Genomic DNA, 25,282 nt, shown 5'->3' with positions numbered 1-25,282 from the left:
AATCGTACGCTCCGGGCGGTTTATTCGGTGGACCGTCGCACCTGCCCGGGTCCAGGATGGCCGTATGCGTACCGCGACTGAGTTCCTTCCCGCCCTGCCGGTCTCGTCGAAGGACTCTGTTCGTGGCATTGCTCAATCTCGGTATTCTCGCCCACGTCGACGCTGGTAAGACCAGCCTGACCGAGCGCCTGCTGTTCGACGCGGGTGAGCTCGGCGTTCTCGGCAGCGTCGACGCGGGCAGCACCCGCACCGACTCCCTGGAGATGGAACGCCGCCGTGGCATCACGATCCGTGCGGCGGTCGCGTCGTTCCGGCTGCCCGGCGTCACCGTCAACCTGATCGACACCCCGGGGCACCCGGATTTCATCGCCGAGGTCGAACGGGCCCTGTCGGTCCTCGACGGCGCGATCCTGGTCGTCTCCGCCGTCGAAGGCATCCAGGCGCACACCCATGTCCTGCTGCGCACGCTGCGCCGGCTGGGGTTGCCGACGTTGTTCTTCATCAACAAGACCGACCGCCGCGGTGCCCGCCCCGGCGAGGTCCGCGCGCAGCTCACCGAGCTGTGGGACAGGCCGGTGCTGTGCGGATCCGCGATCACCGGTGACGGCATCGACGGACTCACCCACGCGATCACGACCCTGCTTCCGTACGCCCCTGAGCAGAGCGACGCACCCCTGAACGCCCGCGTGTTCAAGATCGAGCGAGCAGGGGTGGGGCCTTCAGTCCGGTCAAGGGCGGCGGTGGGGCGGTCGGATGGGGCGCGGATTGCGTACGCGAGGATTCACGCCGGCACGCTGCACGTGCGGGACCGGCTCGCCCAGGGCCGTGTGACCGGCCTGCGGGTTCTCGATCGGGTGGTGCGGTCCGCGACCGCCGGGCACATCGCTGTGATCCGCGGGCTGCGCACCGTCCGGGTGGGTGACCAGCTCGGCGACACCACCGGCGACGCCCCGGCGTACTTCCCGCCGCCGACCCTGGAGTCCGTGGTCGTCGCCGAGGACCGTGGTGCCGTCTACGCCGCGCTGACCCAGCTCGCCGAGCAGGATCCGCTGATCGGGCTGCGCCGCGACCCGCTGTCGGTCACCCTCTACGGCGAGGTCCAGCAGGAAGTCATCGCAGGAACCCTGGCCGAGGAGTACGGCCTGCACGTGCGGTTCTCGAAACCCCGCATCATCAGCGTCGAGCGGGTCACCGGCGTCGGCGAGCACACCGTGGTCATCGGCGCCGGTCCGTTCCTCGCCACCGTCGGCCTGCGCGTCGAACCGGGCAGCGGCTTCGGTATCGAGGTCGAGCCCGGATCGATGCCCGCCGCGTTCTTCACCGCCGTCGAGCAGTCCGTGCGCGACGGTCTCGCCGAAGGCCCGCACGGCTGGCAGGTCCTCGACGCGCGGGTCACCCTGATCCGCAACGGCTACCTGGCCCGGCAGAGTCACTCGCACGGCACGTTCGACAAGAGCATGTCCAGCACCGCCGGGGACTTCCGGCAGCTGACCCGGCTGGTTCTCGCCGCGGCGCTGGCCCGCGCCGGCACCCGGGTCTGCGAACCCGTGCACCACCTGGAGCTGGAACTCCCCGCCGACACGCTCCCCGCGGTGCTGCCGGTCCTCGCCGGGCTCGGCGGGACGGTCCTGGACACCCACGTGCCGGGCCGCCGCGCCACCCTGTCCGCCGAACTCCCCGCCGCCCGCGTCCAGGAGCTGCGGCGCCGGCTACCCGGCCTCACCCACGGCGAGGGCATCGTGGAGGCGACGTTCGACCGCTACTCCTCCAGATAGGTCTCGATGGCCTCCACGACCAGGGCATGGTCGTCGGCCTGGGGGAGACCCGACACGGTCACCACCCCGATCACCCCCACACCCTCCACACGTACGGGGAAAGCTCCGCCGTGGGTCGCGAAGTCGGCCGGGTCCACGCCGTACTTGGCGTCCAGAGCCTCACCCTTCGCCGCGAGACGCCGCCCGACCAGGAACGACGACGCCCCGAACCGCTCCACGACCCGCACCTTGCGCACGATCCAGTGGTCGTTGTCCGCGGTGCTGCCCGGCAGCGCCGCGTGGAACAACTGCTGCGTCCCGCGCCGGATGTCGACCGCCACCGGCAGGTCCCGGCTGGTCGCCAGATCCACCAGCAGACTCCCCAGATGCCACGCGTCGGCGTGATCGAACCGGGTGAACACCAGCCGGCGTTCCTGCTCCTCGAGCCGGGTAATCAGATCGTCGTCGCTCATCCGCCCATTCTCGGCCATGATCACATCCCCCGGCGACGCCGCAGCCAGATTCCCGCCGACCCGAGGATGACAAACACCACGACCAAGCAGCACACCGCCTTGAACACAGCACCCCCTCCCGCCCGGCGCTAAGGTCACTTCCGTGCGCCTGGCCACCTTCAACCTGCTGCACGGCAGGTCCCTGTCCGACGGAAACGTACACGCCGACCGGGTCGCCGCGGCAGTCGCCGACCTCGACGCCGACATCCTGGGCCTGCAGGAGGTGGACCGCGCCCAGCCCCGCAGCGGCCACCTCGACCTCACCGCCATCGCCGCCGACGCCCTCGGCGCCCCCGCCCACCGCTTCGCCGCCGCCGTCGTCGGCACCCCGGGCGAGACCTGGCACCCCTGGAAATCCGAGGCCGACAACGACCACCCCCTCTACGGCATCGCCCTGATCAGCCGCTGGCCGGTCCTGCGCTGGCAGATCACCCAGCTACCCGCCGCCCCGATCCGCTCCCCGGTCTGGGTCCCCGGCCCCGACGGCGGCCTGCTGCTGCTCAAGGACGAACCCCGCATCCTCATCGCCGCGGTCATCGACGCACCCACGGGGCCGATGACGGTCGCGAACACGCACCTGTCGTTCGTACCCGGCTGGAATGTCCGGCAGTTACGCCACGCGGTGCGGGCCCTGCGCACGCTCCCGGCACCCCGCATCCTGATGGGTGACCTCAACATGCCGTCCGGGCCGGTCCGCGCGTTCACGGGCTGGCGCAGCCTCGCCCGGGGTCACGCCACCTACCCGAGCCCCGCCCCGAAAGCCCAGCTCGACCACATCCTCACCGACCCCCGTGGCGCCGGCACCCTCGGCCGCGTCGTCCAGGTCCGCACCCCTGCGGTCGCCGTCTCCGACCACCGCCCCCTGGTCGTCCACCTCGACGGTTAGCGGTGGAAGCGGGTCGTCTCCTCCAGGGGCTCACGGCCCACGGCCACGGTGTTCACCCTCGCCGCGGGATCGGCGTAACCGAACGCCACACCGAGCAGCAGCTTGCCCCCTGACACACCGAGCGTCTCCCGCACCGTGTCCGCGTAGAAGCTCAGCAGCGCCTGCGGGCAGCTGTCCACGCCGTGGGCCTGCATGGCCAGGAGCAGGGTCTGCGCGTACATGCCGACGTCGGCGGTCAGCCGGGGATCTCCGGAGTCCGGGGCGAACAGCAGCGCGACGTGCGGCGCCCCGTAGAACCGCAGGCTCGCCGTGTTGTAGGCGGCCAGCATCTCGCGGGCGTCGCGGTCGATGCCGAGGGCGCCGTACAGGGCCTGGCCGAACGCCGCCCGCCGCTGGTGGTGCTCCGGACCGTAGATGGCCTCGCTGTAAGGGAAGTCGACCGTGCGCCGCCCCCGGCCATCGTCATCGACCAGCGCGTCGGCAAGCCGGTCCTTCGCCGCCCCGCTGACCACCTCGACCCGCCACGGCTGCACGTTGGAGTTCGACGGCGCGGCCCCGGCCAGCTCGAAAACGGCCCGTAGCGTCTCCTCCGGCACCGCTTCCGCCAGAAACGCCCGCGTCGCCCGCCGCCCCCGGATGATCCGTTCCGCTGCCTCGGTCAGAGCCATACCCACTCCTCAAGTACACGTTGGCGTTTACCTCGGCGACCCTACCCGAAGTACACGCCGTCGTATACTTGGGACATGGCTGAGGAACCGGGACACCGAGCGGGACGCGGCGGACGCGAACGCGTACTCACCGCCGCAGTGCGCCTCTTCGCCACCCAGGGCATCGCCGCGACCACGATGGAAGACATCGCCACCGCTGCCCCCGTCTCGAAACGAACCCTCTACGCCCACTTCCCGGCCAAAGAGGACCTGGTCATCGCCCAGCTCAACTACCTGCTGGACTCCGGCCAGACCATGCTCGACACCCTGGCCCGCCCCGACGTCCCACCCCGCGACCGCCTCCTCGCCATGTTCACCACCCCGAGCTGGCCCGACGGCATCGTCCGCGGCTGCCCCTTCCTGCAGGCCGCCACCGAACACCCCGACCCGTCCAGCCCCGTCCACACCTTCGCCCGCGACAAGAAGCGCCTCATGCTCACCCTGGTCACCCAACTCGTCGCCGACCTGGGCATCGCCGACCCGCACCCCCTGGCCGAGCAGCTGGTCACCCTCTCCGACGGCGCCACCACCCGCGCCATGGTCCTCAACGACCCCACCTACCCCCGCCACGCCCGCGCCGCCGCCGAACTCCTCCTCGACCACGCCCCACGGACCTAGCCGCCCCCAGCCACCGTGCCACCTGACCGGCTGGGCGCATCCGGGCCACAGCGAGCACGCGGTCTGCCCGCATCCCCGCCCCAGAGTCACCGACGCGGTGCCCCCTTGGCGTCACCTTTGGCACCCTGGGCAGCCTCGACGGCAGACCCGCCATGGCGCCCACCCCGGTCTCATCCCGCTCGGCGCTCGCGTCCGGCTCGCGCCGGCTTCGTCCGGCGCGCGTGGCCGGCGCCTGTGGGCTCTCTCACCGAAAGGTTGTGCACAATTTAATTGTGCACAACTAAGTTGTGCACTACCTTTCTCCCTATGGACGAGGCCACCGGACTAGAAGCGATGCTTTGCTTCGAGCTCTACACCGCCTCCCGCGCGATGACGGGCCTCTACCGGCCCGCCCTCGACGCGGCAGGCATCACCTACCCGCAATACGTCGCCATGCGCGTCATCTGGCAACGCGGCAGCGTCAAGGTCACCGACCTCGGCGCCACCCTGCACCTCGACAGCGGCACCCTCTCGCCGCTGCTCAAACGCCTCGAAGCCCAGAACCTCGTCCATCGCACCCGCGGCGAGGACGACAAACGCACCGTCTGGGTGTCGGCCACCCCCGAAGGCATGCTGCTCGAACAGCAACTCGCCGACCTGCCCGAACGGCTCGCCTGCACCCTCGACCTCAGCGTCGAGGACTTCACCACCCTGTACCACCTGCTCAGCCGCGTCCGCGGCACAGCAACCGCCAGCAACCTCTGAGGAGCACCCCCATGACCGCTGTCTACACCGCCTCCGCGACCGCCACCGGTGACGGACGGGGCGGACACACCCGCTCCAGCGACGGCGTCCTCGACCTCGACCTGGCCGTGCCGAAGGAGATGGGCGGCCCCGGCGGCGCCCTCACCAACCCCGAGCAGCTCTTCGCCGCCGGGTACGCCGCCTGCTTCCACAGCGCCCTCAAGCTCGTCGCCGGCAAGCAGAAGATCCAGCTCACCGACACCGCGATCACCGTCGACGTCGGCATCGGCCCCAACGGCCAGGGCGGATTCGGCCTGAACATCACCATCGAGGCCGAGCTCCCCAGCGTCGACGAAGCCACCGCCCAGCAGTTGCTCGAGGCAGCTCACCAGGTTTGCCCCTACAGCAACGCCACCCGTGGGAACGTCGAAGTGAAGCTTGCCCTCGCCTGAAAGGCACTAGCACCATGCCCACACTGAGCGTCAACAACGGCGTCGAGCTCTACTACGAAGACTTCGGCACCGGCGACCCCGTCGTGCTCATCCACGGCTGGCCACTGTCCGGACGCAGCTGGGAAGCCCAGATCCCCGCACTCATCGCCGCCGGCAAACGCGTCATCACGTATGACCGCCGCGGCTTCGGCAAGAGCAGCCAGCCCTGGGACGGCTACGACTACGACACCTTCGCCGCCGACCTCGACGCCCTGCTGCGCCACCTCGACCTCACCGGCGTCACCCTCGTCGGCTTCTCCATGGGCGGGGGAGAGGTGGCCCGCTACCTCGGCAACTACGGCAGCGACCGGATCGCCAAAGCCGTCTTCGCCGGCGCCGTCCCGCCCTACCTGCACAAAGGCCCCGACAACCCGGACGGCGCCCTCGACGACGCCACCATCCAGGGCTTCCAGGACGGCATCAACCAGGACCGCATCGCGTTCGTCGACGGGTTCGCCACCAACTTCTTCACCGCCGGCAGCACCCTCAAAGTCAGCGACGCCCAGGTCCGCTACGCCCAGGAACTCGCCCACGTCGCCTCGGCGAAAGGCACCCTGGACTGCGTCACCGCCTTCGGACGCACCGACTTCCGCGGCGACCTGCAGAAGATCAGGATCCCGACGCTGGTCATCCACGGCGACAGCGACGCCGTCGTGCCCTTCGAGAACAGCGGCAAAATCACCGCCGAGATCGTCACCGGGGCACAGGTCCACGTCATCAAGGACGGCCCGCACGGCATCAACGCCTCACACCCCGGCGAATTCAACGAAGCCCTGATCGGCTTCCTGAACAGCTGACCCGCACTACAGCTTCCCCAGCGCGCGGTTCGTCCGGTTCGCCCGGACAGCCGCGCGCTGCTGTGCCGCCGTCACCTCGATGTACCCCTGCGACGTCGTCAACGACGCATGCCCCAGCAACCGCATGATCTCCGACGCGTTCGCCCCGTCCTCCGCCAGCCGCGTCGCGAACGTGTGCCGCAACGCATGCAACTGCGCACCCCGGGGCACCCGGTCCGACACCCCGGCCCGCTTGAAACAGGACTCCACCAGATACTGCAGCCCACCCCGGCGCAACGGCAGCCCCTTACGATCCACGAGCAACATCTCATCCGTACGCACCCGCCCGAACCGCACCCGCCGGCTCTCCACATAGCGGTCCACCACCACATCGAGCTCCGGCTCGATCGGCACACTGCGCGGCCGCCCGCCCTTACCGGCAACCTCCACCCGGCGCTCACCGGGCCGCCCCAGGAACGACCCGGCCCGCAGCGACAGCAACTCCGACAGCCGCAGCCCCGCACACAACGCCAGGGCCAGCACCATCACGTCCCGCTCGGGCCACGGATCCCGCTGCCGCTCGTCAACCTGGTTGACCGCCTCGAGCAACTGCTCCGGAGTGTCCTCACCCCGCAACGGCTTGGGGGAGGGCGCCATGAACCTCGGCTTGCCCACCGCCGACATCGGATTACCCGCGAGCACACCCTCGACCACCAGGAACCCGAAGAACGAGTTCCAGCTCGACCATGCCCGCGACACGGAGGAGGGGGCCCTGCCGCCGGCGAAGATCGCAAACGCCGCCCGCAGCGCCTTGGGGGAGAGGTCACCCAGAGTGACATCCTCACCGACAAGGCGCAAAACCGCAGTCAGATCCCGACGGTACGCGAGGAGCGTGTGCTCGGACGGCTTCCGCACAGCCCGAGCCCCGAGAAACTCGCCGATCAGTGTCTCCACCGCAATATCGTCGCTGTGCTGCATAAGGCATATTATGCAGCACTTTGCCAGTTATCAACAGGTCTGGGGCGATACTGACCAGGTGGGCGTTTCCATCGCGCGCTGGTTCTGCGGGCGATGATCGTGGCGGTCCAGCCGACGCCGCCGTTGGCACCAGGCTGTTCGCGACGGGGTAGGAGGCCCGCCGGGTTGTCCAGGCCTGTGCGTGGCGAGGTGGGATGGCGGCTTCGGGGTCGTAAGAACGCTTCGGGTGGTCAACGGCTGGGCGTCAGCTGATCTTGCGGCCTCGTCCTACGTGCCGCCGCGTGGTTGGCCGCACCCGGGGACGAGCAGTTCTGTGGGGCGGATTCTCCTGAAGATTCGGGTCGGTGGTCCCGAGTGGCGGCTGAAGTCGTGCCCGTGAGGTGATGGTTTTTTGTCCTCTTCCGGGCCCGCTCCACGCTTAGGTTTACATAATGTACATTATCGACCAACGATAGACGCGGCAGTCTGGGGCAGAATTCGGGCATCTTCGGGTGCTGGTGAAGGCTAGGTTGCTGTGGCGCGTACTGCTGTCGAGGATGTTCTTGTCAGTTCGGCGCGGGCAGGCATGAACAAGGTCGTCGTGCCGAGGGTCTCGTTCATCGCCGCCAGCTGCATTTCGCGCTCCGCGTCGCCGGCGTTGCGGATGCCACGGATGATCACTGCCGCCCCGTGCCGGCGGCAGTAGGCCGCTGTCAGTCCGCTCCAGGCGACGACGGTGACGTTTACCCAGTCCGCCGGGAGGCTGGCGCGGATGTCCCGGGCGCGTTGCGTACCCGTGCTGGTGGGCTGCTTTTCGTTGTTGACCGCGACCAGAATGGTCACGTCGTCGAACAGGCGCCGCGCCCGGTCGACGAGGTCACGGTGGCCGGCGGTGAACGGGTCGAACGTTCCGGGGTAGACGGCTCGGGAGTTGCCTACCTGGTTGCGCGGCATCGGCAGATGGTATCCGCCGATGCGCGTCCGGGTGCGGGGCTCTCCCCCGCCGGTGCGGGTTACTTGACCTCGTTGATGCGGACGAGGTTGCCGGCGGGGTCGCGGAAGGCGCAGTCGCGGATGCCGTACGGCTGGTCGGTGGGTTCCTGGACGACGTCGGCGCCGCTGGCCTGGATCTTTTCGAAGGTGGTGTCGAGGTCCGGGGTGGCGAGGACGATGCGGGCGTAGCTGCCCTTGGCCATGAGTTCGAGGATGGTGCGGCGTTCGGGGTCGGTGAGGCCGGGGTCGAGCGCCGGGGGTTCGAGGACGATGGAGGTCTGGGGCTGGTCGGGTGGGCCGACGGTGATCCAGCGCATGCCGCCGTAGGCGACGTCGTTGCGTACTTCGAAGCCGAGGGTGTCGCGGTAGAAGGTGAGGGCCTTGTCGGGGTCGTCGGCGGACAGGAAGGTCTGGTGGATGTTGAGGTTCATGGGTTTCAGGCTAGGTCGGGGCGTGCGGGGCCCGCTTCTCGATTCCTGATCGGTCGGCGGATTTGTTTGGCGACGCAGGCGGGGATGCCGTTGCCCTCCCCCGCTGCCAGGCGGCGGTAGGCGCTGGGTGACATGCCGACGAGTTCGGAGAAGCGGGTGCTGAAGGTGCCCAGTGAGGAGCAGCCGACGGCGAAGCAGGTGTCGGTGACGGACATGTCGCCGCGTAGCAGCAGGGTCATGGCGCGTTCGATGCGGCGGGTCATGAGGTAGCTGTAGGGCGATTCGCCGTAGGCGGCGCGGAATTCGCGACTGAGGTGGCCTGCGGAGAGGTGTACGCCGCGGGCGAGTGCTTCGACGTCGAGGGGTTGGGCGTAGTCGCGGTCGATCCGGTCCCGGACGCGGCGCAGCAGGACGAGTTCGCGCAGGTGCGGGTCGGGTCTGTCGCTCACGGTGTTCAGGGTGCCCGACGGGGTGGGTGGTTGCCTAGTCGGCGGTGCGGGCTGTGTGGTGGTTGCGGGCGTGGCGGGCGTACGGGTGGAGTGATGGGTGTCGGGTTTTGCTGGGTGGGTGGGAGCGCGGGAGGATCTTGGGCGCTCCCCCGGCGGGTACTGGGTGGGTTGGTGGTGGTTTTGTCGGTGGGGCCTGGTAGAACTTACGTCGTTGGAACATGTGTTCGATGCTGAGGAGGGTTGATCGATGGTGGTGGCGCGGACCGGTGTGCGAGGGCTGGGCACGGAGGAGTTGCAGGCGATCCGCGACGGGCTGGCGGCGGGGCGTAAGCCTCGGGTGATGTTCACGGAGTCGGCGGGTCAGATCGCGGGTCAGGTGGGCCAGGTGGTGGCGCTGACGGATCCGGCGGAGTCCGATGAGTGGGTGGTGGTGAAGTTCGGGCGTGACGAGTTGCCGTTCGCCCCGGCTGATCTGGAGGTGGCGCCGAAGGGTCCGGTGAAGAAGGTGGCCGCTCCCCCGGCGCCGGTTGAGCCGGAGAAGGTGGAGCCGGAGTTCGTGCTGGATTCGCCGCCTCCCGCTCCTCCCAAGGCGGCGGAGGAGCCTGCGGTTCCGGCTCCGGCTCCGGCTCAGCGTTCCAAGGCTCCGGCGCGGGCGGCTAAGCCGAAGCCGCCGTCGGGCCTGACGGTGACGTTGTCGTACACCGATGGTGAGTGGACGATCGCGGCGAATCAGGGTTCGAAGGCGTTGGCGAAGCCTTATGTGGTGCGTCCGGCGGAGGCGATGCGGATGGTCGCGCTGGTCGACGTGCCGGGTGTGCAGGAGGCCGTGGAGCAGATCGTGTCGTCGGAGCGTGCCGAGGCGGAGCAGCAGGCGGAGCGGTTGCGGGCGGAGCTGGCGGAGATCGAGGCCCGGTTGCAGGAGCTGAACGACGCGAGCTGAGGGCCGGCCTCTCCCCCGGGCTGTGAGCATGCGGCCGTAAGCATGCCGCCGTGAGTGAGCATGCGGCTGCGTGATGGCGGCTGCCGGAATGCAGTGGCGGGAGATCGGCTGTGAGAGATCGGCTGTGGGAAAGCCCGGCTCGTGGCAGGCGGGCTTTCCGGTGGTCAGCGGTGGCCGCTTGAGGAGGGCTCGCCGGGGCCGGCGACGATCACAGCCGGGTGGTACTCAGCGAGGTCGGCCTCTTGCCAGTAAGGGCGGCCGCTTGCTAGTGAGGGCTGGGCTAGTGAGGGCTGGGCTAGTGAGGGCCGGCCGGTGGGTGCTCGGTGGTGGGGGCTGGGTGGGCTTGGCTGCTTGTCAGCGGGGCTCAGTGGCGGTGGCGGTGGTGGTGGTGGTCGTTTGCCGGTGGCGGTGGTGGTGGTGGTCGTTTGCCGGTGGGTGGTTCGGTCGGTGGGGATCCGGACGGTGATGGTGGTGCCGGGTGGGTTGTCGTCGGTGGTGGCGGTGATGGTGCCGCCGTGTTGTTCGATGATGGTGCGGGCCAGGGAGAGTCCGAGGCCGGTGCCGGGGACGGCGTTGGTGATGGCGTGCTGGGTGCGGAAGAAGCGTTGGAAGAGCCGTTCGCGTTCGGCGGCGGGGATTATCTGGCCGGTGTTGGCGACGGTGAGCTGGGTGATGGGCCCGTCGGTGGTGACGGTGGCGGTGATGCGGCTGCCGTGGTCGGCCCAGGCTGCGGCGTTGGTGAACAGCTCGTCGATGACCTGGTTGAGGCGGTGGGGGTCGCCCCACAGGATCGTTTCGCCGGGCAGGGTGACGTCGAAGGTGATGCCGGTGGCGGCGTGGCGGGCGGCGGCGTTCTGCACGATGGTGGTCAGGTCGGTGCGGTGGATGTCCATGGTGAGGTGGCCGGACTGCAGGCCGGCGATGTCGAGGAGTTTGTCGATGATGATGTGCAGGCGTCCGGTGTTGCGCTGGACGACCTGGAGCATGTCGGCGCGGTCGTCGGCGGGTAGGCCGGGGTCGTCGATCATGAGTGCGGTGTAGGACTCGATGCTGGTCAGTGGGGTGCGGATCTCGTGGCCGACCAGGGCGATGTATTCGTCGCGGCTGTGCCCCAGCTCGGTGGTGAGGTCCCAGCCGCGGCGGCGTTCGAGGAATTGGCCGATGTGGGCGGCGATGCCGGTCATGACGGCGGTGCGGACGTCGTCGGGGTGTTCGGTGTAGGCGCTGTAGCAGGCGAGGACGCCGCGGGTGACGGATCCGATGGGTACGGGGACGGCTACCGCTGAGCGCAGGCTGCCCCAGTCGAGGACTTGTGCGCGGGCGTCGGGGTCGGTGATGAGGTCGGTGGCCCAGGTGACTTCGGAGCTCTGCCAGGCTCGTCCGGGCGTACCTTGGCCGTGGTCGAGGTGGTCCGGTAGCCCTGGTGGCAGCAGGTGGTGGTTGTCGGTCCAGGTGAGGTGGCGGCGCAGGACGTTGCCGACCTCGTCGATGGCCCAGAATTCGGTGGCGGCCCAGTCGAGCATCCGGCCGATGGTGGCGATGGCTTCGAGCAGGAGTTCGTCGGCGGGGCTGGTGTCGGAGCCGGAGAGTTGGCGGCGGATGGTGAGTTCGCAGTCTTTGAGCATGGCGGCGGAGTGCCGGTGGGTGACGTCCTGCAGTGTCACCACGGCGCCGAGTGAGTCGCCGGCGGCGTTGGTGATGGGCTGGGCGTCGGCGAGCAGCATGGACGGTCGTTGTTGTGGTCGTTCGACTTGGATCTCGGTGTCGTGGAGCCGTTCGCCGGCCAGGGCGCGGATGAGTGGTGCCACGGCGGGTGGTGGTGTGGCGGCGGGGTGTCGTTTCCAGGTGCGCAGGTCGGTGCCGCCGGGTAGCCGGCCGTTGAGGTCTTCGTTGGCTTTGTTCGAGAACACGAGCCGTCCGTGGGCGTCGCAGGCGGCTACGCCGGTCTGCAGGCTGTCGAGCAGGGCGGCGAGCAGTCGTCGTGCGTCGTCGGCGCGTGCGGCGGAGCGTTGTTCGATGACGAAGGCGGTGCAGGTCTGAGCGGCGAGGTCGACGGCGGTGAGGTGTTCGGGTAGCCATTGGCGTGGCTGGTGGTCCAGGACGGCGCATACCCCGGTGACGGCGCCTTCGACGTCGCGGATGGGGTATCCGACGTAGGCGCGTCCCCCGTCGGCGGGTACGACGACGGTGTTGGCGGTTTCGGCGGTGACGTCGCTGATGACCAGGGGTGTCCCCTGCGCGATGACCAGCCCGGCCAGCGTGGAGGTGACGAGTACGGAGGGTGCGTCCGCCCATTGTGACGGCAGTCCGCAGGCGCCGACGAGCCGTAGCTGTTCCCCGTCGAGGAGGTGGACCATGGCGGCGGGTGCTTGTGCGGCCTGCGCGGTCAGGGCTGCCAGGTGGTCGGCTGCGGCCTGTGACAGTCCCCCGGTCCGCAGATCCATCCGGCCGAGTTCCGGCTCGCCCACCAGCTTCGGCGCAAAGTTCACGAAGGGATGTTACGCCCGAATTGTGATAGGTGGAGCAGGTGGCAGCGGGTTGCGGCACTCCGCGGAGTCGATTGCCAGGATCGCGCCGGTGGTGACCTGTTCGAGGTCCTTCACGTACGGGGGGTCGCCCTCGTGGACGGTCACGAAGGTGATGTCAGCGACGTGGACATCCTCGTCGTCCATGTCGACCGCGCTGATCGTGAGGTAGGCGACGGCCGGCGGATGGTCGGGGTGCTCCTCATTGAGCCGGTAGAGCGCCGCCAGGGAGAAAGCGACTCCACGGCGGGCAAGGTCGGCCGCGCGGCTCCGCGATGGCCCGGTGAGGTCCAGGCCGGGTATGCCGCGTCCGTTGACGGCGGCCTCGTAACCGGTGAGGTCGGTGAAGGCCTCCGGGGAGCCCGAGTACGCGGCCTGGAAGCGACGCAGCAGCCAGGCTCCGCGGTCGTCGCGGGTCCAGCCCTCGTCGACGGCGAGGCTGAACGAAGCCGGCAGGTCCCGGTGGGATGCGTGATCCCACGGGCTCGCACCGGCTAGCTCCGTGAACCTGGCGTTGTAGCGCATCTCCACCCCTCGGTCAGTCGGGCTGCGCGGGTGGCCGCGCGCTCCCGGATGGCGGTCATGGGTGGAGTGGGGTGCGGCGGGGGGTGACGGTGCGGTGGGAGATGCGCCAGCCGGCTGGGGTTCGGCGGAGGGTGTCGTCGTAGGTGACGCTGCCGCAGAGGCCGTCGGTGGTGATGCCGAGGCCTTTGGAGCGGGCTCGGATAGTGCCGTGGGGGGTGGTTTCGACGCGGATGTTGGTGACGTGGTGGGCGACCGGGTTGCGGTCGCCGAGGGTGAGGGCGGCCGCGGTGATCGCCGCGAAGCCGGTCAGGACGCCGCCACCGAAGGCGGTCACGTCGTAGGTGATGTCGTCGGTGAACAGGGTGGGGAGCTGGTCGAAGGCGCCGTCGTCCATGAGGTGGCCGTGCAGGGCCAGGAGTTCGTGGATGGCGAGCCGGTCGTCGGTGGTCAGCATCAGGCGGCTCCCGGTGACTGGGTCAGGGCGGCTTTGACCAGGTCGAGGGCCTGTTGGGAGGTGAGGCCGAGGGAACGGGTCGTTTCGGCGTACCTGTGGGCGGCTTTCCGGGCTGCTTCGGGGGTGCGGGCGGCAGCGGCGGTGACCAGCGTGCCGGCTCGGCCGCGGGTTTCGACGAGGCCGGCCTGTTCGAGTTCGCGGTAGGCGCGGGCGACGGTGTTGACGGCGAGGTTGAGGTCGGTGGCGAGGTGGCGGACCGGGGGCAGGCGGGTGCCGGCGGGCAGGGTGCCTTCGGCGGCCAGGGCGGCGATGCGCAGGCGGACCTGTTCGTAGGGTGGGGTCGGGGACTGCGGGTCGATGGTGATGTCCACGGGGGTGCGGCGCTCCTGGGTCGTGGGTCAGAGCAGGCGCGGCGGGGTGTTGCCGGCTGCGGTGACGGCCCGGCGCAGCGGGACCATCGCGAGCAGGATGCCACCGGCGACGAAGAAGACCACGAGCGACACGATGCCGATGCGGTAGCTGTTGGTGAGCTGGTAGACCAGGCCGAACGCGAGGGGGCCGAGCCAGCTGGTGCCTTTGTCGCTGATCTCGTAGAAGCCGTAGTACTCGCCTTCGCGGCCGGCGGGGATGAGCTGGCTGAACATGGACCGGCTCAGGGCCTGGCTGCCACCCATGACCAGGCCGATGCCGGCGCCGAGGGCCATGAACGGCAGGGACATGCCTTCGGGGAGCCAGAACGCGGCGAGGATGACGACCAGCCACAGGCCCAGGGAGATCAGGACGGTGTTCTTCGCGCCGATGCGGGTGGCGAGCAGGCCCAGCAGCAGGGCACCGCCGAACGCGAGGAACTGCACGATCAGGATCGTGACGATCAGGGTGGACTGCGGCAGGTGGAGTTCTTCGGTGCCGTACTGGCTGGCCAGGGAGATGACGGTCTGGATGCCGTCGTTGTAGACCAGGAAGGCGGCCAGGAAGAACAATGTCAGCGGGTACGCCTTCAAGCTGCGCAATGTGTGACCGAGTTGCCGGAAACCGCCGGTCAGGACGTTACCGCCGGCGGAGACGGCGCCGATGGGGTGTTCACGCAGCCAGAGCAGCGGGATGAGGGTGAACGCCGCCCACCACACGCCGGCGGACACGATGGACCAGCGGGCCAGGTCGAGGGTGCGCTGGTCGTCGCCGTCGACGCTGAGGGTGATCACGGCGACGAGGTTCAGGGCGAGCAGCACGCCGCCGCCGAGGTAGCCGATGGCCCAGCCGCGGCTGGAGACCTTGTCGCGTTCGTCGGGGCCGGCCAGGCGGGGCAGGAACGAGTTGTAGACGACCACGGACGCCCCGAACGACACGTTCGCGATGATGAACAGCAGCCCGCCGAGCAGGTACCGGTCCCCGGTGACGAACGCGATGGCGATCGTGGCGGCGGCGCCGGTGAACGCGGTCGCGGCGAGCAGGGGTTTCTTGCGGGGTGCCCGGTCGGCGACCGCGCCCATGACGGGCAGGACGAACACGGTCAGCAGCACCGACAGTGACACGAGGTATGGGAAGTACGAGCCCGCGGCGATGCTGAGGCCCAGTGGGTGCACGCGGCCGTCGCAGGTGTCCGCGCCCAGTGCGCAGCCGGCGGCGAGTTCCGTGACCGTGGTCAGGAACGGGCCCAGGAACACCGTGATGACGGTGGTCGAGAACGCCGAGTTGGCCCAGTCGTAGAAGTACCAGCCGGTGCGTTCCCGCCGGGTGCTGTCCGGCGCGGTGGTTGCGGTCATGGCCGCAGATGATGTCATCCCGGGGTGGGTGTCCGGGACCCCGGCGCGATGGTTTTCCCGGTGTTTGTCAGCCGTTCTCGCTCCACCAGCGGGCCAGGGCGCTGGTGGCGGGGTCTTCGGAGCCGGCGAGGGCGGCCCAGGGGTCGGCGCCGGGTGGCAGGTCCTCGGCGGCGTACGCGGCGAGTTCGGTGGCGGTGACGGGGGTGACCGGGGTGGTGACCGGGTCGACCACGCCGAGGCTGCCGGTGTCGATCCAGGGGAAACCGTCGACGGGTTCGGGTAGCGGGCCGACGTCGACCAGCGGCGGGAACGCGGTGACCGGGTCGTCGAGGTGCTCGGCGGTGGCGTCGGGGTCGGCGCCGATCGGGCCGAGGACGTGCCCGTCGGTGATGTCGGCGATCGGGTGGTGCTCGACGAGGTCGTCGGCGGGCGCATCGTCGTGGGCCGGTTGGTGGACGTCCTCGACGACGGCGTGATGATCGTCCAACTGGTCTTCGGCGCCGAAGTGGTCGCCGTGGTCGAGGTGGCCGGCTGCGGGGTCCTCCCAGGCGGGGGTGTGGTCCGCTTCCTCCCACGAGGTGTCGGGCAGGTCCTCGTGGTGGGGGATGTGGTCGCCGTGGTGATCGGCGAAGTCCGGCCAGCCGTGTTCGTCGCTCATCAGATCTCCTGACCGAGAGGTGCGGGGGCGGGTGCCAGGGCGCGGGCCCGGGTGAGTACGTCGTCCGCGTGACGCAGGTGACCACGCAGCTGCTGCAGCTCGGCGTTCACCTCGGTGCGTCGCCGTGAGCGCCCGGCGGCGTCCTCGGCGGCGGCCGCGTCGATGTCGGCGACCTGCGCGTCGAGTTCACGCAGGCGGCGTTCGACGGCGTCGTCGACGGCGACGCCGAGGGCGTACTGAAGGTCGGTGAAGCGGTAGGAGATCTCGTCCTGCAGCGCGGCGCGGGCTTCGCCGAGGACGTCGCGCAGCCACAGCCGGGCCTGTTGCCGGTCGGTCTGGACCCGGCGGTGGTAGAGGACGTACCCGCCGGCGGCGAGGCCGAGACCGAGTCCGGCGACGGGGATCAGCAGTCCCCCGGCGACGGCACCGCCGACGCCGAGCACGGACGCGCCGAACGCGGCGCCGCGCCCGGCCATCATGGCGATGCCGCCGGCGGACAGGGCGATGAGCAGGTTGTCGCCGGAGCCGTCGCGGGGGGCGTTCGCGTCGAGGGTGTGCCGCAGGGTCGCGTTGAGCCGGTCGAGGACGGCGGACAACTCGTCGTCGTCGAAGACCTGCGCCAGGACCCGCTCCCCGACCTGCCGGAACGTGGCCCGCAGGTCGTCGGACAGGGTCACCGCGAGGGCCTGCAGCCGGGTGTCGACCTCGTCGGGCAGCCCGGTGAGGGCGTCCCCGCGGCGTTTGTCGACGCTGTCGGTGAACTCCTGCTGCAGGGTGCCGATCTTGGTGCGCAGGGTGGAGACCATCTCGACGCGGGCGCGTTGCGTCTCGGTGTTGAGCAGCAGCGCCCATTGCCGTGACTCGGTGCGTTTACGGGCGGCGAGTGCGGCCCGGTCGGCGCGGACCTTCGCCGCGCCGGCGGGGTCGGCTTCCGCGGCACGCAGCCGGGCGGTCGCGGCCTGTTCCTGGCGGCCGAGCTCGGCGCGGGCGGCGCGGAGCACGTTCGCGAGTTGCAGCTGGTGACCGCGGCCGGCGAGCTCGACCAGGGCGTGCTGCAGACCGGCGATGTGGGACGCGTCGACCAGGGGGGCCTGTTCGGCGGCGGGCATCGACAGGGCCAGCTCCGCGAGCCGCGCCGACACCGGGAACCAGGGGGCGTCGGCGAACCGGGGTGCCTTGGCCCGCAGCAGGGTGCGGTTGTCGTCGGCGATGCGCCGCCATCCGGGGAACGCGTCGACCTTCGTCAGCGCGAACACCACCGTGTCGACGCGTTCGCTGGCGGCGGCGAGGAAGTCGAGCTCGGGTTGCGACAACGGCGACGAGGCGTCCGCGACGAACAGCAGCGCCGTGGCTCGTTCGACGGCGTCGAGCGCGACCGCGGTGTGGGCCGGGTCGAGGCCACCGACGCCGGGGGTGTCGATCAGCGTCACGTACTGCAGCAGCGGCGCCGGGTGGGTCAGCTCGACCCGGCGTGGCCCGCGTCCCCCGCCGGGCAGTCCACGGCCGGTCGCCCACGCGCGCAGCTGCCGCACGTCGACGTCGATGGGTTCCGGGGCACCCGGCACGTACGCCGTGGCGGTCAGCGTCGGGCCGGGGGTGAAGTGCAGGTAGGTGGCGGTCGCGACGGCCGCGTCGACCGGGGACAGCCCCGGCACCCCGAGCAGCGCGTTGATCAGGCTGCTCTTGCCGCGTTTCGTCTCACCGACCAGCACGAGCGAGGGCCGGGTGACGCGGCGCCGGCGCAGGTCGGCGAGCTCCGCGGCCGCGTCGGAGTCGGTGGCCCGGACCGCGGCGAGCGCATCGCGGACCGCCGTGTCGAGTTCCTTGCCGAGATCTCTGGTCACCACCGGGTCACCTCACTGCCTGCGCGGATGCCGTCGCCGTTTCGGATGCTCTGGGCGAGCAGGTGGAAGCCGCGCTGGGCGACCTGCGCCACGCGGGACTGGGCGGGACCGGCACCGGCGACGGCGTAGACCCGCCACCGGTTCGCGGCCTCGACCGCGGCGGCGGCGAGCTCGTCCGGGCCGGCCTGCGGGCGGCGCAGCACCCAGCGCGGGTCGTCGGAGGTCGCCAGCCGGATCAGCTCCTGCTCCCAGACGACCGGGAGCGTGACCCGGCCGGTCGCGACCCGCTGGGCGACTTCGAGCAGCCGCAGCCGGTGGTAGGCGGGCTCGCGCAGCAACCGTTCGGTGGCGTCCTGCAACACCTCGCGGTCGGGGCCGGCGGGGGTGTGCCCGGCGATCCGCTCGAGCCGCGACAACGCCCACCCGGACTTGATCGCGTCGGCGCGCCACCGCAGGGTCTGCTCCACAGTGTTCTGCAGCCGAGGGAACCCCGACGCCGCCACCAGGCGGCGCACGAGCTCGCCGGTGCCCAGCTGCGGGTCGGCGGCCAGCTGGGCGAGGGAGAACCCGATGCCGTACAGGTCGAGCAGGCCCAGCAGCCGTTCGCGGTGCTCGGCGCTGACCGGGGCGGGCCGGGTGCGGAACAGGTCGACGGAGGCGAGCAGCACCTGCAGCTCACCGGCCGGCAGCGTGGACAGCCGTTGCAGGGCGGCGCAGTCGGCGCTGGTCAGGCGGCCGGACTCACCGGTCTCGGCGAGCAGGCCCGCGACGGGGATCACCTCGGACACCGTACGCGCCAGCAGGGTCGCCTGCTGCTCCGCGAGGGGCCCGGCAACCGGCCACGGGTCACCGGCACCACCGACGAGCGTGTCGACCTTGCCGAACACGCCGAGCGCGTTGATCGGGCTCGACGCGAGCCGCGCCGACGCGGCCCGGAACGCCTCCAGCGCGCGGACGTCGTCGGCGCGGACGGCCTGGGTGAACACGTACACGACGGCTTCCGCGGCGGCGACCTCCTGCGAGGAGTCCTCGTCGATGTCACCGTCGAACGGCGCGGTCGCGGCCTCCCCCAGCTGTGCCGCGGCCCGCGCGGACACCTGCGTGTCGGACGACGCCAGGCCGGGGGTGTCGACGACGGTCAGGTCCCGCAGTTTCGCACTCGTCAGGGTGACATCGAGGTACGCGACCCGTCCGGCTGACACTCCCAGGCGTTGCGGGATCATCCCGTCGTCGTCGAGCGGGAGGCTGCGCCGGGTCCCGTCGCGCAGCACCGCGTCGACCCGGTCGGCGGTCCCGTAGCGGAACCTGGTGACGACGCGGGTGCACTCACCGGCCGCTGTGGGGGCCACCCGGCGGCCTATCAAGGCGTTGACGAGTGTCGACTTTCCGGCTTTCAACCGCCCCGCGATCGCGACGCGCAGGGGTTCGCCGAGCCGCTCGCGCACGTATCGCACCTGTTCACCGGCCTCAGGACCGACACCCGCGACGACGTCGTCACACAGGGTCGCGACCCGGGTGGTGAGGGGACCCACCATCACGACTCGTCAGCCGAGCACACATTCGGCGAGAATGTCAGCACTGCGGCCGTCGACGGCGACATGGTGGTCGAAGACAAGGCGGTCAGCCCTCCCGTGCACGGGCAGGGCCGGGTCGCCTGCCGCAGCACAAAGACTACGGACCGGGGATCGCGAGCGACTCCCTGGTTCGTGCCAAGGCAATGCCGCTCCGGGGGGCTGCGGCGGAATGGGGGCGTGCGTGTCACAACGGGACCTGGCCGGGCTGGCAGCCGCCCACCTGCGCCGACCGGGACTCGTCGTGCTCACCGGCGCCCCGGGCACCGGCCGCTCCACCCTGCTGCGCCGCATCGCCGGCACCGCACCCGGGCCGGTGTTCACCGGCGGTGGCCTCGCCATGCTCGCCGCCACCCCCGCCCTGGCACTGTCGCGGGCTGTGAAGGCGCGGCTGCCCGCCCACGACGTGCCGCTGCTCGCCGAGGCCGTCCGGTCACGGGTCCGTGGCGGGCTGCTCGTCCTCGACGACCTGCAGTACGCCGACCCGGCGACCCTGGCGGCGCTGCCGTATCTCGCCGCCCACGTGCGGGTCGTGGCCGCACTCCGGACCCCGCACCGGCTGCCCGCCGCCACGATCACCGACCTGCGCGCGGCGGCGACGGCGTGGCTCGACGTGCAGGCCCTCACCGCCGACGAGGCCGTCGACCTGGTCCGGCGCACCGCACCGCAGCTCGACGACCACGCCGTCACCACGGTCGCCGCCCGGGCGGGCGGTAATCCGCTCGCGGTGGTCACTCTGGCCCGGCAGGCCGGCAGTGGACGCGGCACCCCGGGCTCCGACATCGACCAGGTGGCGTATGCGATCGCGACGGCCCTGGCCGACCTGCCGCGGCCCGCCCGCACGGCGCTGGCCGCGCTCGGGCTGCTCGGCCGGCCCGCCCCCGCGGCGCTGCTCGGCCCCGGCGCCGCCGACCTGGCGCAGGCCGGGCTGATCGCCGACGAGGGCGACGGGGTCGTGCCGGTCTCCGCGTACTTCGCCGAGACCGCCGCCGGGCTGCTCGACGCCGACGCCCGCGTCGAGCTGCACCGGGCCCTGGCGACGCTGACCCCTGACGCGGAAGCCGCCCGGCACCTCGCCGCGGCCGGTGACGCGCAGGGTGCCTACCGCAAGGCCCTGACCGCCGCTGATCGTACGACCGGTGCGGACCGTGGTGATCTGCTGCTGTTCGCCTGTGACCTGCCCGGGGTCAGCCCCGATCCGCGGGTCCGGATCGCCGCCGCCGACGCGTTGCTGTCCGCGGGCCGGCCGCACGCCGCGGCCCGGGTCCTCAGCACCACCGGGCCGCTCGGGGTGGAGGCCGACGTGCTGCGCGGCGAGGCGTTGCTGCAGGCCGGGGAGCCCGGAGCGGCCCGTGACGCGGTACGCCCGGTGCCCGATGCCGCCGCGCCCGCCGTGCTCGCCGCCCGGGACCGGATCCTGCTGCTCGCCGGTCTTGCCGCTGATCCGGGTGCCGCCCTGGACACCGCGGAGAAGATCGCCGCCCGTTATCCGACTCCCCCGCCCGGCGTCGCCGCCGCCCTGGCCGCGGTGCGGGCCGCGCACCGCGTCCCCGGCTGGGACCGCGCCCTCGCCGCGGCAGGGGCGGACGGTGCTGACCCGCTGACCGGGCGGTGGAGTGCATGGCTGCTCGTCGAATACCTGATAGCCGACGCCCGGCTGACCGAAGCGGCCACGTTCGCCCGGCACGCCGGTGCGGCCGCCGGTAACGCCGTCGCGTACAGCTGGCAGACCCGGTTCCTGGCCGTCGCCGACTGGGCCGACGTCCTGCACGGCACCCGCCCGCCCGCCGCGCAGGACGGCACTCGTCCGTCCGGCGCCCCCGCGGCAGGCCCGCAGGAGAACGCCGTCGGCGGCCCGATCCCACCCAGCGAGGCCGGCGACGTGGCCGTCGAGGACGTCGCGGACGCGGTGGTCCGCCGCGCCGGTGATCTCGCCGACCGGTCGTTGCCCGCCGACGCCCGCGGCTACGCCGTCGCCGCGACAGCCCTGGTCGAGGCCGACACCGGACTGCTCGCGGCCGCCCGTGGGCGCCTCGCCGGGCCCGACGTGCACCCCGCCACCGCCTGGGTGGCACGGGAAGCGGCCTGGCTCGACGGGCAACCCGACCGCGCGACCCAGCCTCCCGCCGCCGGCCCGGCGGGGCTGCTCGGCGGGCTGCGGGAGATCACCCTGCTGTGGGCGGCGTTCGACGCCGGCAGCCCCACCACCGCCGCGGCCCCCGTGACCGGGCTCCCCGCGGCCGCGCAGAACACCCTGACCGCGTGGGCGAGCGGGACCGGTTTCCCCGCGGCGGCCGCCGGCTGGTCCGGGGTCGTGCTGCGGGAACAGATCCGCTGCCTGCTCGCCGCCGGGCTGCTGGAACCCGACCCGCAACAGGCCGTCGGGGCGCTGCTCGAGGCCGAGAAACTCGCCGACGACGCCGGCCTGGTCGTCCTCGCCGGACGGGCCCGGCGCGGGCTGCGCCGCCATCACGTGCAACGCGACAGCCGCAGCCCCCGCTCCGGGTCCCGGCTCACCCGCCGCGAGATCGACGTGCTGCGCCTGGTCGCCGCCGGGGAACCGACCCGCCGGATCGCGGGCCAGCTCGGGATCTCCACCGAGACCGTCGACACCCACATCCGGGCAGGGATGCGCAAACTTGGTGCCCGTACCCGTACCGAAGCCGCCGCTCTGGCCCTCACCCAGCTGGAACCCGAACCTGCCGCCCGGCACCGCGCGCAACCCGACCGTGAGGATGGCCGGTGACCCGACAACCCGACGCGCCCCGCCACGTCGTGACGTCCACCGCGGACGCCGACACCGTGGTCCGCCGCCTGTCCCGCGACGGCTGGTCCGTGCAGGAAGGCTTCGCCCTGACCGACGCCGCGTTCGACGTCAGCACGGAACGACTCGTCCTGCACGGCAGGATCAGCGACCCCGACACCCTGCAACTCGCGGTCCTGGCCGCGGCCCGCGGCGCCGGCGTCGTCGCGGTCTGCGACACCGACAGCCCGATGGGCCGCGCCCTGGTCGACGATCTCAGCCGCCTCGGCACGGTCCAGCTCGGTGCCGGGCCCGGCACCCCGGCCCCCGCGGCAGCCGACGACAACGGCACCGGGGTCGTGCCGCTGGTTCCGGAGCAGCAGGCCCTGCTCGACCGGCTCGCCGCCGGTGACACGATCGCCGCCGCAGCAGCCGCCGAATTCCTGTCACTGCGCACCGCGAACAGGCGCATCGCGGAGGCCCGGGCGTTGTTCGGGGTCCGCACCACCCGCGAGGCCGTCCTGGCGTACCTGCGTCAGCGCGGCACAGGAGGCTGACCGGATGAAGGACTACCTGCTCGACGAGCTTCGCGCCACCCGCCGCTCCCTGGTGTGGAAACTCGACGGCCTGTCCGAGTACGACATCCGCCGGCCGTTGACCGCCACCGGGACGAACCTGCTCGGCCTGGTCAAACACCTCGCGACGTGGGAGGCGCGCTACCTCGGGGAGATCTTCGCCCGGCCGTTCCCGCAGCCGCTGCCCCGGTGGCAGGACGCCGACGGCAGTGACCTGTGGGTGGCCCCGGACGAGACCCGCGAGCAGATCGTCGGCTTCTACCGTCGCGCGGGGGAGCACGCCGACGCGACGATCACCGAGCTGCCCCTGGACACCCCCGGTCACGTGCCGTGGTGGCCGCGCCCGGACGTGACACTGTTCGGTGTGATCGTGCACGTCCTCAACGACACGAACCGGCACGCCGGGCACGCCGACATCCTCCGCGAGCACCTCGACGGGCGTACCGGCGTGGCGGACTGGGACGATCACCCGATCGACCAGGCCGCCCGCGACGCGCACCGGGCGATGATCGACAAGGCCGCGAGGGCGGCGGATCCGGGTCACCTTCGGCCCTGACGCTCTCACTTCACCCCGATCAGGGCCGCCGCCTGGTTACGGTCCGGGGATGAGAGCTGTCCAGTTCGTTGAGTACGGTCCCCCGGGCGTCGTCCACGTCGCCGAGGTCAGCGAACCCCATGCCGGGCCGGGCACGATCCGGATCGCGGTCCGCGCGTCCGGGTTCTCCGCCGGGGAGACCCTGATCCGCTCCGGCCGGATGCGGGACACGATGCCGGTGCAGTTCCCGTTCCGGTCCGGGTTCGACGCGGCCGGGGTCGTCGACGAGGTCGGTCCCGGGGTGAGTGGCGTCGAGCCCGGCGACGAGGTGTTCGGGTGGACGACGGCCCGGGGTGCGAACGCCGACTTCACGGTCCTGCAGGCGTGGGCGCCGAAACCGCCCGGGTGGAGCTGGGCGCAGGCCGGGGGTGCCGCCGGCAGCGTCGAGACCGGTGTCCGCGTCCTGGACCTGCTCGCCGTCGAGGCCGGTCAGACGGTGCTGGTGCAGGGCGCGGCCGGTGGGGTGGGCACGGTCACGGTCCAGCTCGCGGTCGCTCGTGGTGCCCGGGTGATCGGTACGGCCAGTGCCGCCAATCATGACCTGCTGCGCTCGCTCGGCGCGGAACCCGTCCTCTACGGGCCGGGCCTGCCCGACCGGGTCCAGGCCCTGGGTGGCGCCGACGCCGTGGTCGACTGCGCGGGTGGGTCCCTGCCCGACCTGATCGCCATCGCCGGGGACCCCGCGAAGGTGGTCACGATCGCCGACCTCGGTGCTGCCGGCCATGGTGTGCACCTGTCCCACGGCGGTGTCGACGCTCTCGCCGTACACAGCCTCGGTATCGCCGTGGACCTGGCCGCTCAGGGCCGCCTGCAGCTGATCGTCGCGGCGCGATTCCCCCTGGAACAGGCAGCCGCCGCGCATGAGCTGAGCGAGACCCGCCACGCCCGCGGCAAGATCGTCCTGATCACCTGAGGCCCGCCCGCCCGGTTGGAGCTGAGGCTGGGTTCAGCGGCGGGTGCGGGACAGGTCGACGGGGCGGGTCGGGTCGACGTGGTGCGGCAGGCGGGGTTCGGTAGGGCGTAGCGGAGCGAGGGTGTCGGTGAGGGCCTGGATGATGCGGTCGGTGGCGCGCATGGCCCGGGCGCCGGGTGAGCCGGTCAGCCCGGACAGGTCGACTAGGTCACCGAAGTGGACGTGGACGACCGGGCGGCGCACCAGGGTGCTCAGGATCGAACGGATCAGGCGGGCCGGGGTGGTGTATGGCAGGACCTCGTGGGTGCCCCATTGCGCGACGGCCAGGACGGGGGCGCCGGACAGGGCCGCCATCCGGGCGACACCGGTCTTGCCGCGTTCGGGCCACATCCACGGGTCCAGGCCGATGCGGCCCTCCGGGTACACCAGCACCACCGACCCGGCCCGCAGCGCCGCCGCGGCCGCGGGCAGCGCGTCGGCGACGCGGTCGGTGTTGCGGTCGACGCGCAGGTGCCCGCTGGCACGTAACGCGGCCCCGGCGATCGGCGCGTCGAACAGTCCACCGGTGGCCATGAACCGCGGTGCCAGCCCGGCGCGGTGGCAGGCGGCCGCCATGACGATCGGGTCGACCGGGCCGACGTGGTTCGCGGCGAGGATCAGCGGCCCGCGCCGTAACCCCGCGGGGACGGCCCCGGTGACTCTCAGCCGGCACATCATGGGGACCAGGACCCGGGAGAGCAGCAGCAACGCCCGCCACAACCACGGCACCCGCCACGACGTCTCCATAACGCCGCCATGATCGCACGGGTTAATCCGGTTGCGGCCCGGCGGAGCACGCGGCAAGGTGGAGGTCAGCCGAACCGAGGAGCTATTTCTTCC

The 25,282-nt window shown here is 71.5% G+C and carries 25 protein-coding genes and 1 pseudogene; 11 read left to right on the top strand and 15 right to left on the bottom strand.

Features of this window, described 5'->3' with window-relative positions; genetic code table 11:
• Positions 1–122: 122 nt before the first annotated feature.
• Positions 123–1,763 (top strand): annotated as a pseudogene (locus Aco04nite_RS10630) (GTP-binding protein); the annotation flags it as partial.
• Here the strand turns inward: Aco04nite_RS10630 and Aco04nite_RS10625 are convergent.
• Positions 1,760–2,227: a heme-degrading domain-containing protein gene (locus tag Aco04nite_RS10625; protein WP_212997023.1), complete on the bottom strand. Its 468-nt coding sequence runs from the start codon at positions 2,225–2,227 to the stop codon at positions 1,760–1,762. The pseudogene Aco04nite_RS10630 and the gene Aco04nite_RS10625 sit on opposite strands and share 4 nt — an antisense overlap.
• A 142-nt stretch (positions 2,228–2,369) precedes the next feature.
• On the opposite strand from Aco04nite_RS10625, the gene Aco04nite_RS10620 reads away from it, so the two are divergent.
• Entirely contained in the window at positions 2,370–3,152 is a 783-nt protein-coding gene (locus Aco04nite_RS10620; protein ID WP_212997022.1) for an endonuclease/exonuclease/phosphatase family protein, read from the top strand.
• On the opposite strand, the gene Aco04nite_RS10615 is transcribed toward Aco04nite_RS10620, so the two are convergent.
• Positions 3,149–3,820 (bottom strand): nitroreductase, encoded by a 672-nt coding sequence (locus Aco04nite_RS10615; protein WP_212997021.1) that lies wholly within the window; start codon positions 3,818–3,820, stop codon positions 3,149–3,151. The genes Aco04nite_RS10620 and Aco04nite_RS10615 overlap by 4 nt on opposite strands.
• Before the next feature lie 75 nt (positions 3,821–3,895).
• Here Aco04nite_RS10615 and Aco04nite_RS10610 point away from each other — a divergent pair, with 75 nt between their 5' ends.
• The 4 genes from Aco04nite_RS10610 (at position 3,896) to Aco04nite_RS10595 (ending at position 6,488) form a co-directional block, all read left to right on the top strand.
• A complete protein-coding gene (locus tag Aco04nite_RS10610) occupies positions 3,896–4,477 on the top strand; it encodes a TetR/AcrR family transcriptional regulator (protein ID WP_212997020.1) in 582 nt (193 codons plus the stop codon).
• A gap of 306 nt (positions 4,478–4,783) precedes the next feature.
• The gene (locus tag Aco04nite_RS10605) at positions 4,784–5,221 is read left to right on the top strand and encodes a MarR family winged helix-turn-helix transcriptional regulator (RefSeq protein WP_244875874.1); all 438 of its coding nucleotides are present in this window, start codon (positions 4,784–4,786) and stop codon (positions 5,219–5,221) included.
• 11 nt (positions 5,222–5,232) lie between these two features.
• Positions 5,233–5,652: an organic hydroperoxide resistance protein gene (locus Aco04nite_RS10600; protein ID WP_212997019.1), complete on the top strand. Its 420-nt coding sequence runs from the start codon at positions 5,233–5,235 to the stop codon at positions 5,650–5,652.
• A gap of 14 nt (positions 5,653–5,666) precedes the next feature.
• The gene (locus Aco04nite_RS10595) at positions 5,667–6,488 is read left to right on the top strand and encodes an alpha/beta fold hydrolase (RefSeq protein ID WP_212997018.1); all 822 of its coding nucleotides are present in this window, start codon (positions 5,667–5,669) and stop codon (positions 6,486–6,488) included.
• A 6-nt stretch (positions 6,489–6,494) separates the two neighbouring features.
• Here the strand turns inward: Aco04nite_RS10595 and Aco04nite_RS10590 are convergent, their stop codons facing one another.
• From Aco04nite_RS10590 to Aco04nite_RS10575, 4 genes are all read right to left on the bottom strand, one after another.
• Positions 6,495–7,445: a tyrosine-type recombinase/integrase gene (locus Aco04nite_RS10590; RefSeq protein WP_212997017.1), complete on the bottom strand. Its 951-nt coding sequence runs from the start codon at positions 7,443–7,445 to the stop codon at positions 6,495–6,497.
• A 504-nt stretch (positions 7,446–7,949) separates the two neighbouring features.
• Positions 7,950–8,378 (bottom strand): pantetheine-phosphate adenylyltransferase, encoded by a 429-nt coding sequence (gene coaD / locus Aco04nite_RS10585; RefSeq protein ID WP_212997016.1) that lies wholly within the window; start codon positions 8,376–8,378, stop codon positions 7,950–7,952.
• A gap of 59 nt (positions 8,379–8,437) precedes the next feature.
• A complete protein-coding gene (locus Aco04nite_RS10580) occupies positions 8,438–8,848 on the bottom strand; it encodes a VOC family protein (RefSeq protein ID WP_212997015.1) in 411 nt (136 codons plus the stop codon).
• A gap of 5 nt (positions 8,849–8,853) precedes the next feature.
• Positions 8,854–9,297 (bottom strand): helix-turn-helix transcriptional regulator, encoded by a 444-nt coding sequence (locus Aco04nite_RS10575; protein WP_244875873.1) that lies wholly within the window; start codon positions 9,295–9,297, stop codon positions 8,854–8,856.
• A gap of 247 nt (positions 9,298–9,544) precedes the next feature.
• Between Aco04nite_RS10575 and Aco04nite_RS10570 the strand changes: the two genes are divergently transcribed.
• A complete protein-coding gene (locus tag Aco04nite_RS10570) occupies positions 9,545–10,237 on the top strand; it encodes a hypothetical protein (protein ID WP_212997014.1) in 693 nt (230 codons plus the stop codon).
• Between the two features lie 164 nt (positions 10,238–10,401).
• Here Aco04nite_RS10570 and Aco04nite_RS10565 read toward each other — a convergent pair whose 3' ends face one another.
• From Aco04nite_RS10565 to Aco04nite_RS10530, 8 genes are read right to left on the bottom strand one after another with little or no spacing between them, the layout of a single operon-like run.
• The gene (locus Aco04nite_RS10565; protein WP_212997013.1) at positions 10,402–12,726 is read right to left on the bottom strand and encodes a sensor histidine kinase; all 2,325 of its coding nucleotides are present in this window, start codon (positions 12,724–12,726) and stop codon (positions 10,402–10,404) included.
• A gap of 9 nt (positions 12,727–12,735) precedes the next feature.
• Positions 12,736–13,287, bottom strand: coding sequence for a hypothetical protein (locus Aco04nite_RS10560; protein ID WP_212997012.1), 552 nt, complete (start codon positions 13,285–13,287; stop codon positions 12,736–12,738).
• 55 nt (positions 13,288–13,342) lie between these two features.
• Complete coding sequence (locus Aco04nite_RS10555) at positions 13,343–13,741, bottom strand: nuclear transport factor 2 family protein (protein ID WP_244875872.1); 399 nt, start codon at positions 13,739–13,741, stop codon at positions 13,343–13,345.
• Positions 13,741–14,112 carry a GntR family transcriptional regulator gene (locus Aco04nite_RS10550; protein WP_212997011.1) on the bottom strand — a complete coding sequence of 124 codons (372 nt, stop codon included), beginning with the start codon at positions 14,110–14,112 and terminating at the stop codon, positions 13,741–13,743. The genes Aco04nite_RS10555 and Aco04nite_RS10550 overlap by 1 nt, the downstream gene beginning before the upstream one ends.
• A 27-nt stretch (positions 14,113–14,139) precedes the next feature.
• Positions 14,140–15,522, bottom strand: coding sequence for an MFS transporter (locus tag Aco04nite_RS10545; protein ID WP_212997010.1), 1,383 nt, complete (start codon positions 15,520–15,522; stop codon positions 14,140–14,142).
• A 49-nt stretch (positions 15,523–15,571) separates the two neighbouring features.
• On the bottom strand, positions 15,572–16,162 hold the full coding sequence (locus Aco04nite_RS10540; RefSeq protein WP_212997009.1) for a hypothetical protein: 591 nt from the start codon (positions 16,160–16,162) through the stop codon (positions 15,572–15,574).
• Positions 16,162–18,009 (bottom strand): dynamin family protein, encoded by a 1,848-nt coding sequence (locus tag Aco04nite_RS10535; RefSeq protein WP_244875871.1) that lies wholly within the window; start codon positions 18,007–18,009, stop codon positions 16,162–16,164. Before Aco04nite_RS10535 ends, Aco04nite_RS10540 begins: the two co-directional genes overlap by 1 nt.
• A complete protein-coding gene (locus Aco04nite_RS10530; protein WP_212997008.1) occupies positions 18,003–19,541 on the bottom strand; it encodes a dynamin family protein in 1,539 nt (512 codons plus the stop codon). The genes Aco04nite_RS10535 and Aco04nite_RS10530 overlap by 7 nt, the downstream gene beginning before the upstream one ends.
• Positions 19,542–19,761: 220 nt before the next feature.
• Between Aco04nite_RS10530 and Aco04nite_RS10525 the strand changes: the two genes are divergently transcribed.
• From Aco04nite_RS10525 to Aco04nite_RS10510, 4 genes are read left to right on the top strand one after another with little or no spacing between them, the layout of a single operon-like run.
• Entirely contained in the window at positions 19,762–22,323 is a 2,562-nt protein-coding gene (locus tag Aco04nite_RS10525) for a LuxR C-terminal-related transcriptional regulator (RefSeq protein WP_244875870.1), read from the top strand.
• Entirely contained in the window at positions 22,320–22,877 is a 558-nt protein-coding gene (locus tag Aco04nite_RS10520; protein ID WP_212997006.1) for a LuxR family transcriptional regulator, read from the top strand. Before Aco04nite_RS10525 ends, Aco04nite_RS10520 begins: the two co-directional genes overlap by 4 nt.
• 4 nt (positions 22,878–22,881) lie before the next feature.
• Complete coding sequence (locus Aco04nite_RS10515; RefSeq protein ID WP_212997005.1) at positions 22,882–23,451, top strand: DinB family protein; 570 nt, start codon at positions 22,882–22,884, stop codon at positions 23,449–23,451.
• 49 nt (positions 23,452–23,500) lie between these two features.
• Complete coding sequence (locus tag Aco04nite_RS10510; protein WP_212997004.1) at positions 23,501–24,403, top strand: NADP-dependent oxidoreductase; 903 nt, start codon at positions 23,501–23,503, stop codon at positions 24,401–24,403.
• A 33-nt stretch (positions 24,404–24,436) separates the two neighbouring features.
• Here Aco04nite_RS10510 and Aco04nite_RS10505 read toward each other — a convergent pair whose 3' ends face one another.
• Positions 24,437–25,189 (bottom strand): lysophospholipid acyltransferase family protein, encoded by a 753-nt coding sequence (locus Aco04nite_RS10505; RefSeq protein ID WP_212997003.1) that lies wholly within the window; start codon positions 25,187–25,189, stop codon positions 24,437–24,439.
• Between the last annotated feature and the right edge of the window lie 93 nt (positions 25,190–25,282).

Source organism: Winogradskya consettensis, assembly GCF_018332715.1.
Taxonomy (GTDB): Bacteria; Actinomycetota; Actinomycetes; order Mycobacteriales; family Micromonosporaceae; genus Actinoplanes; species Actinoplanes consettensis.
This window is presented reverse-complemented; position numbering and strand designations above follow the sequence as displayed.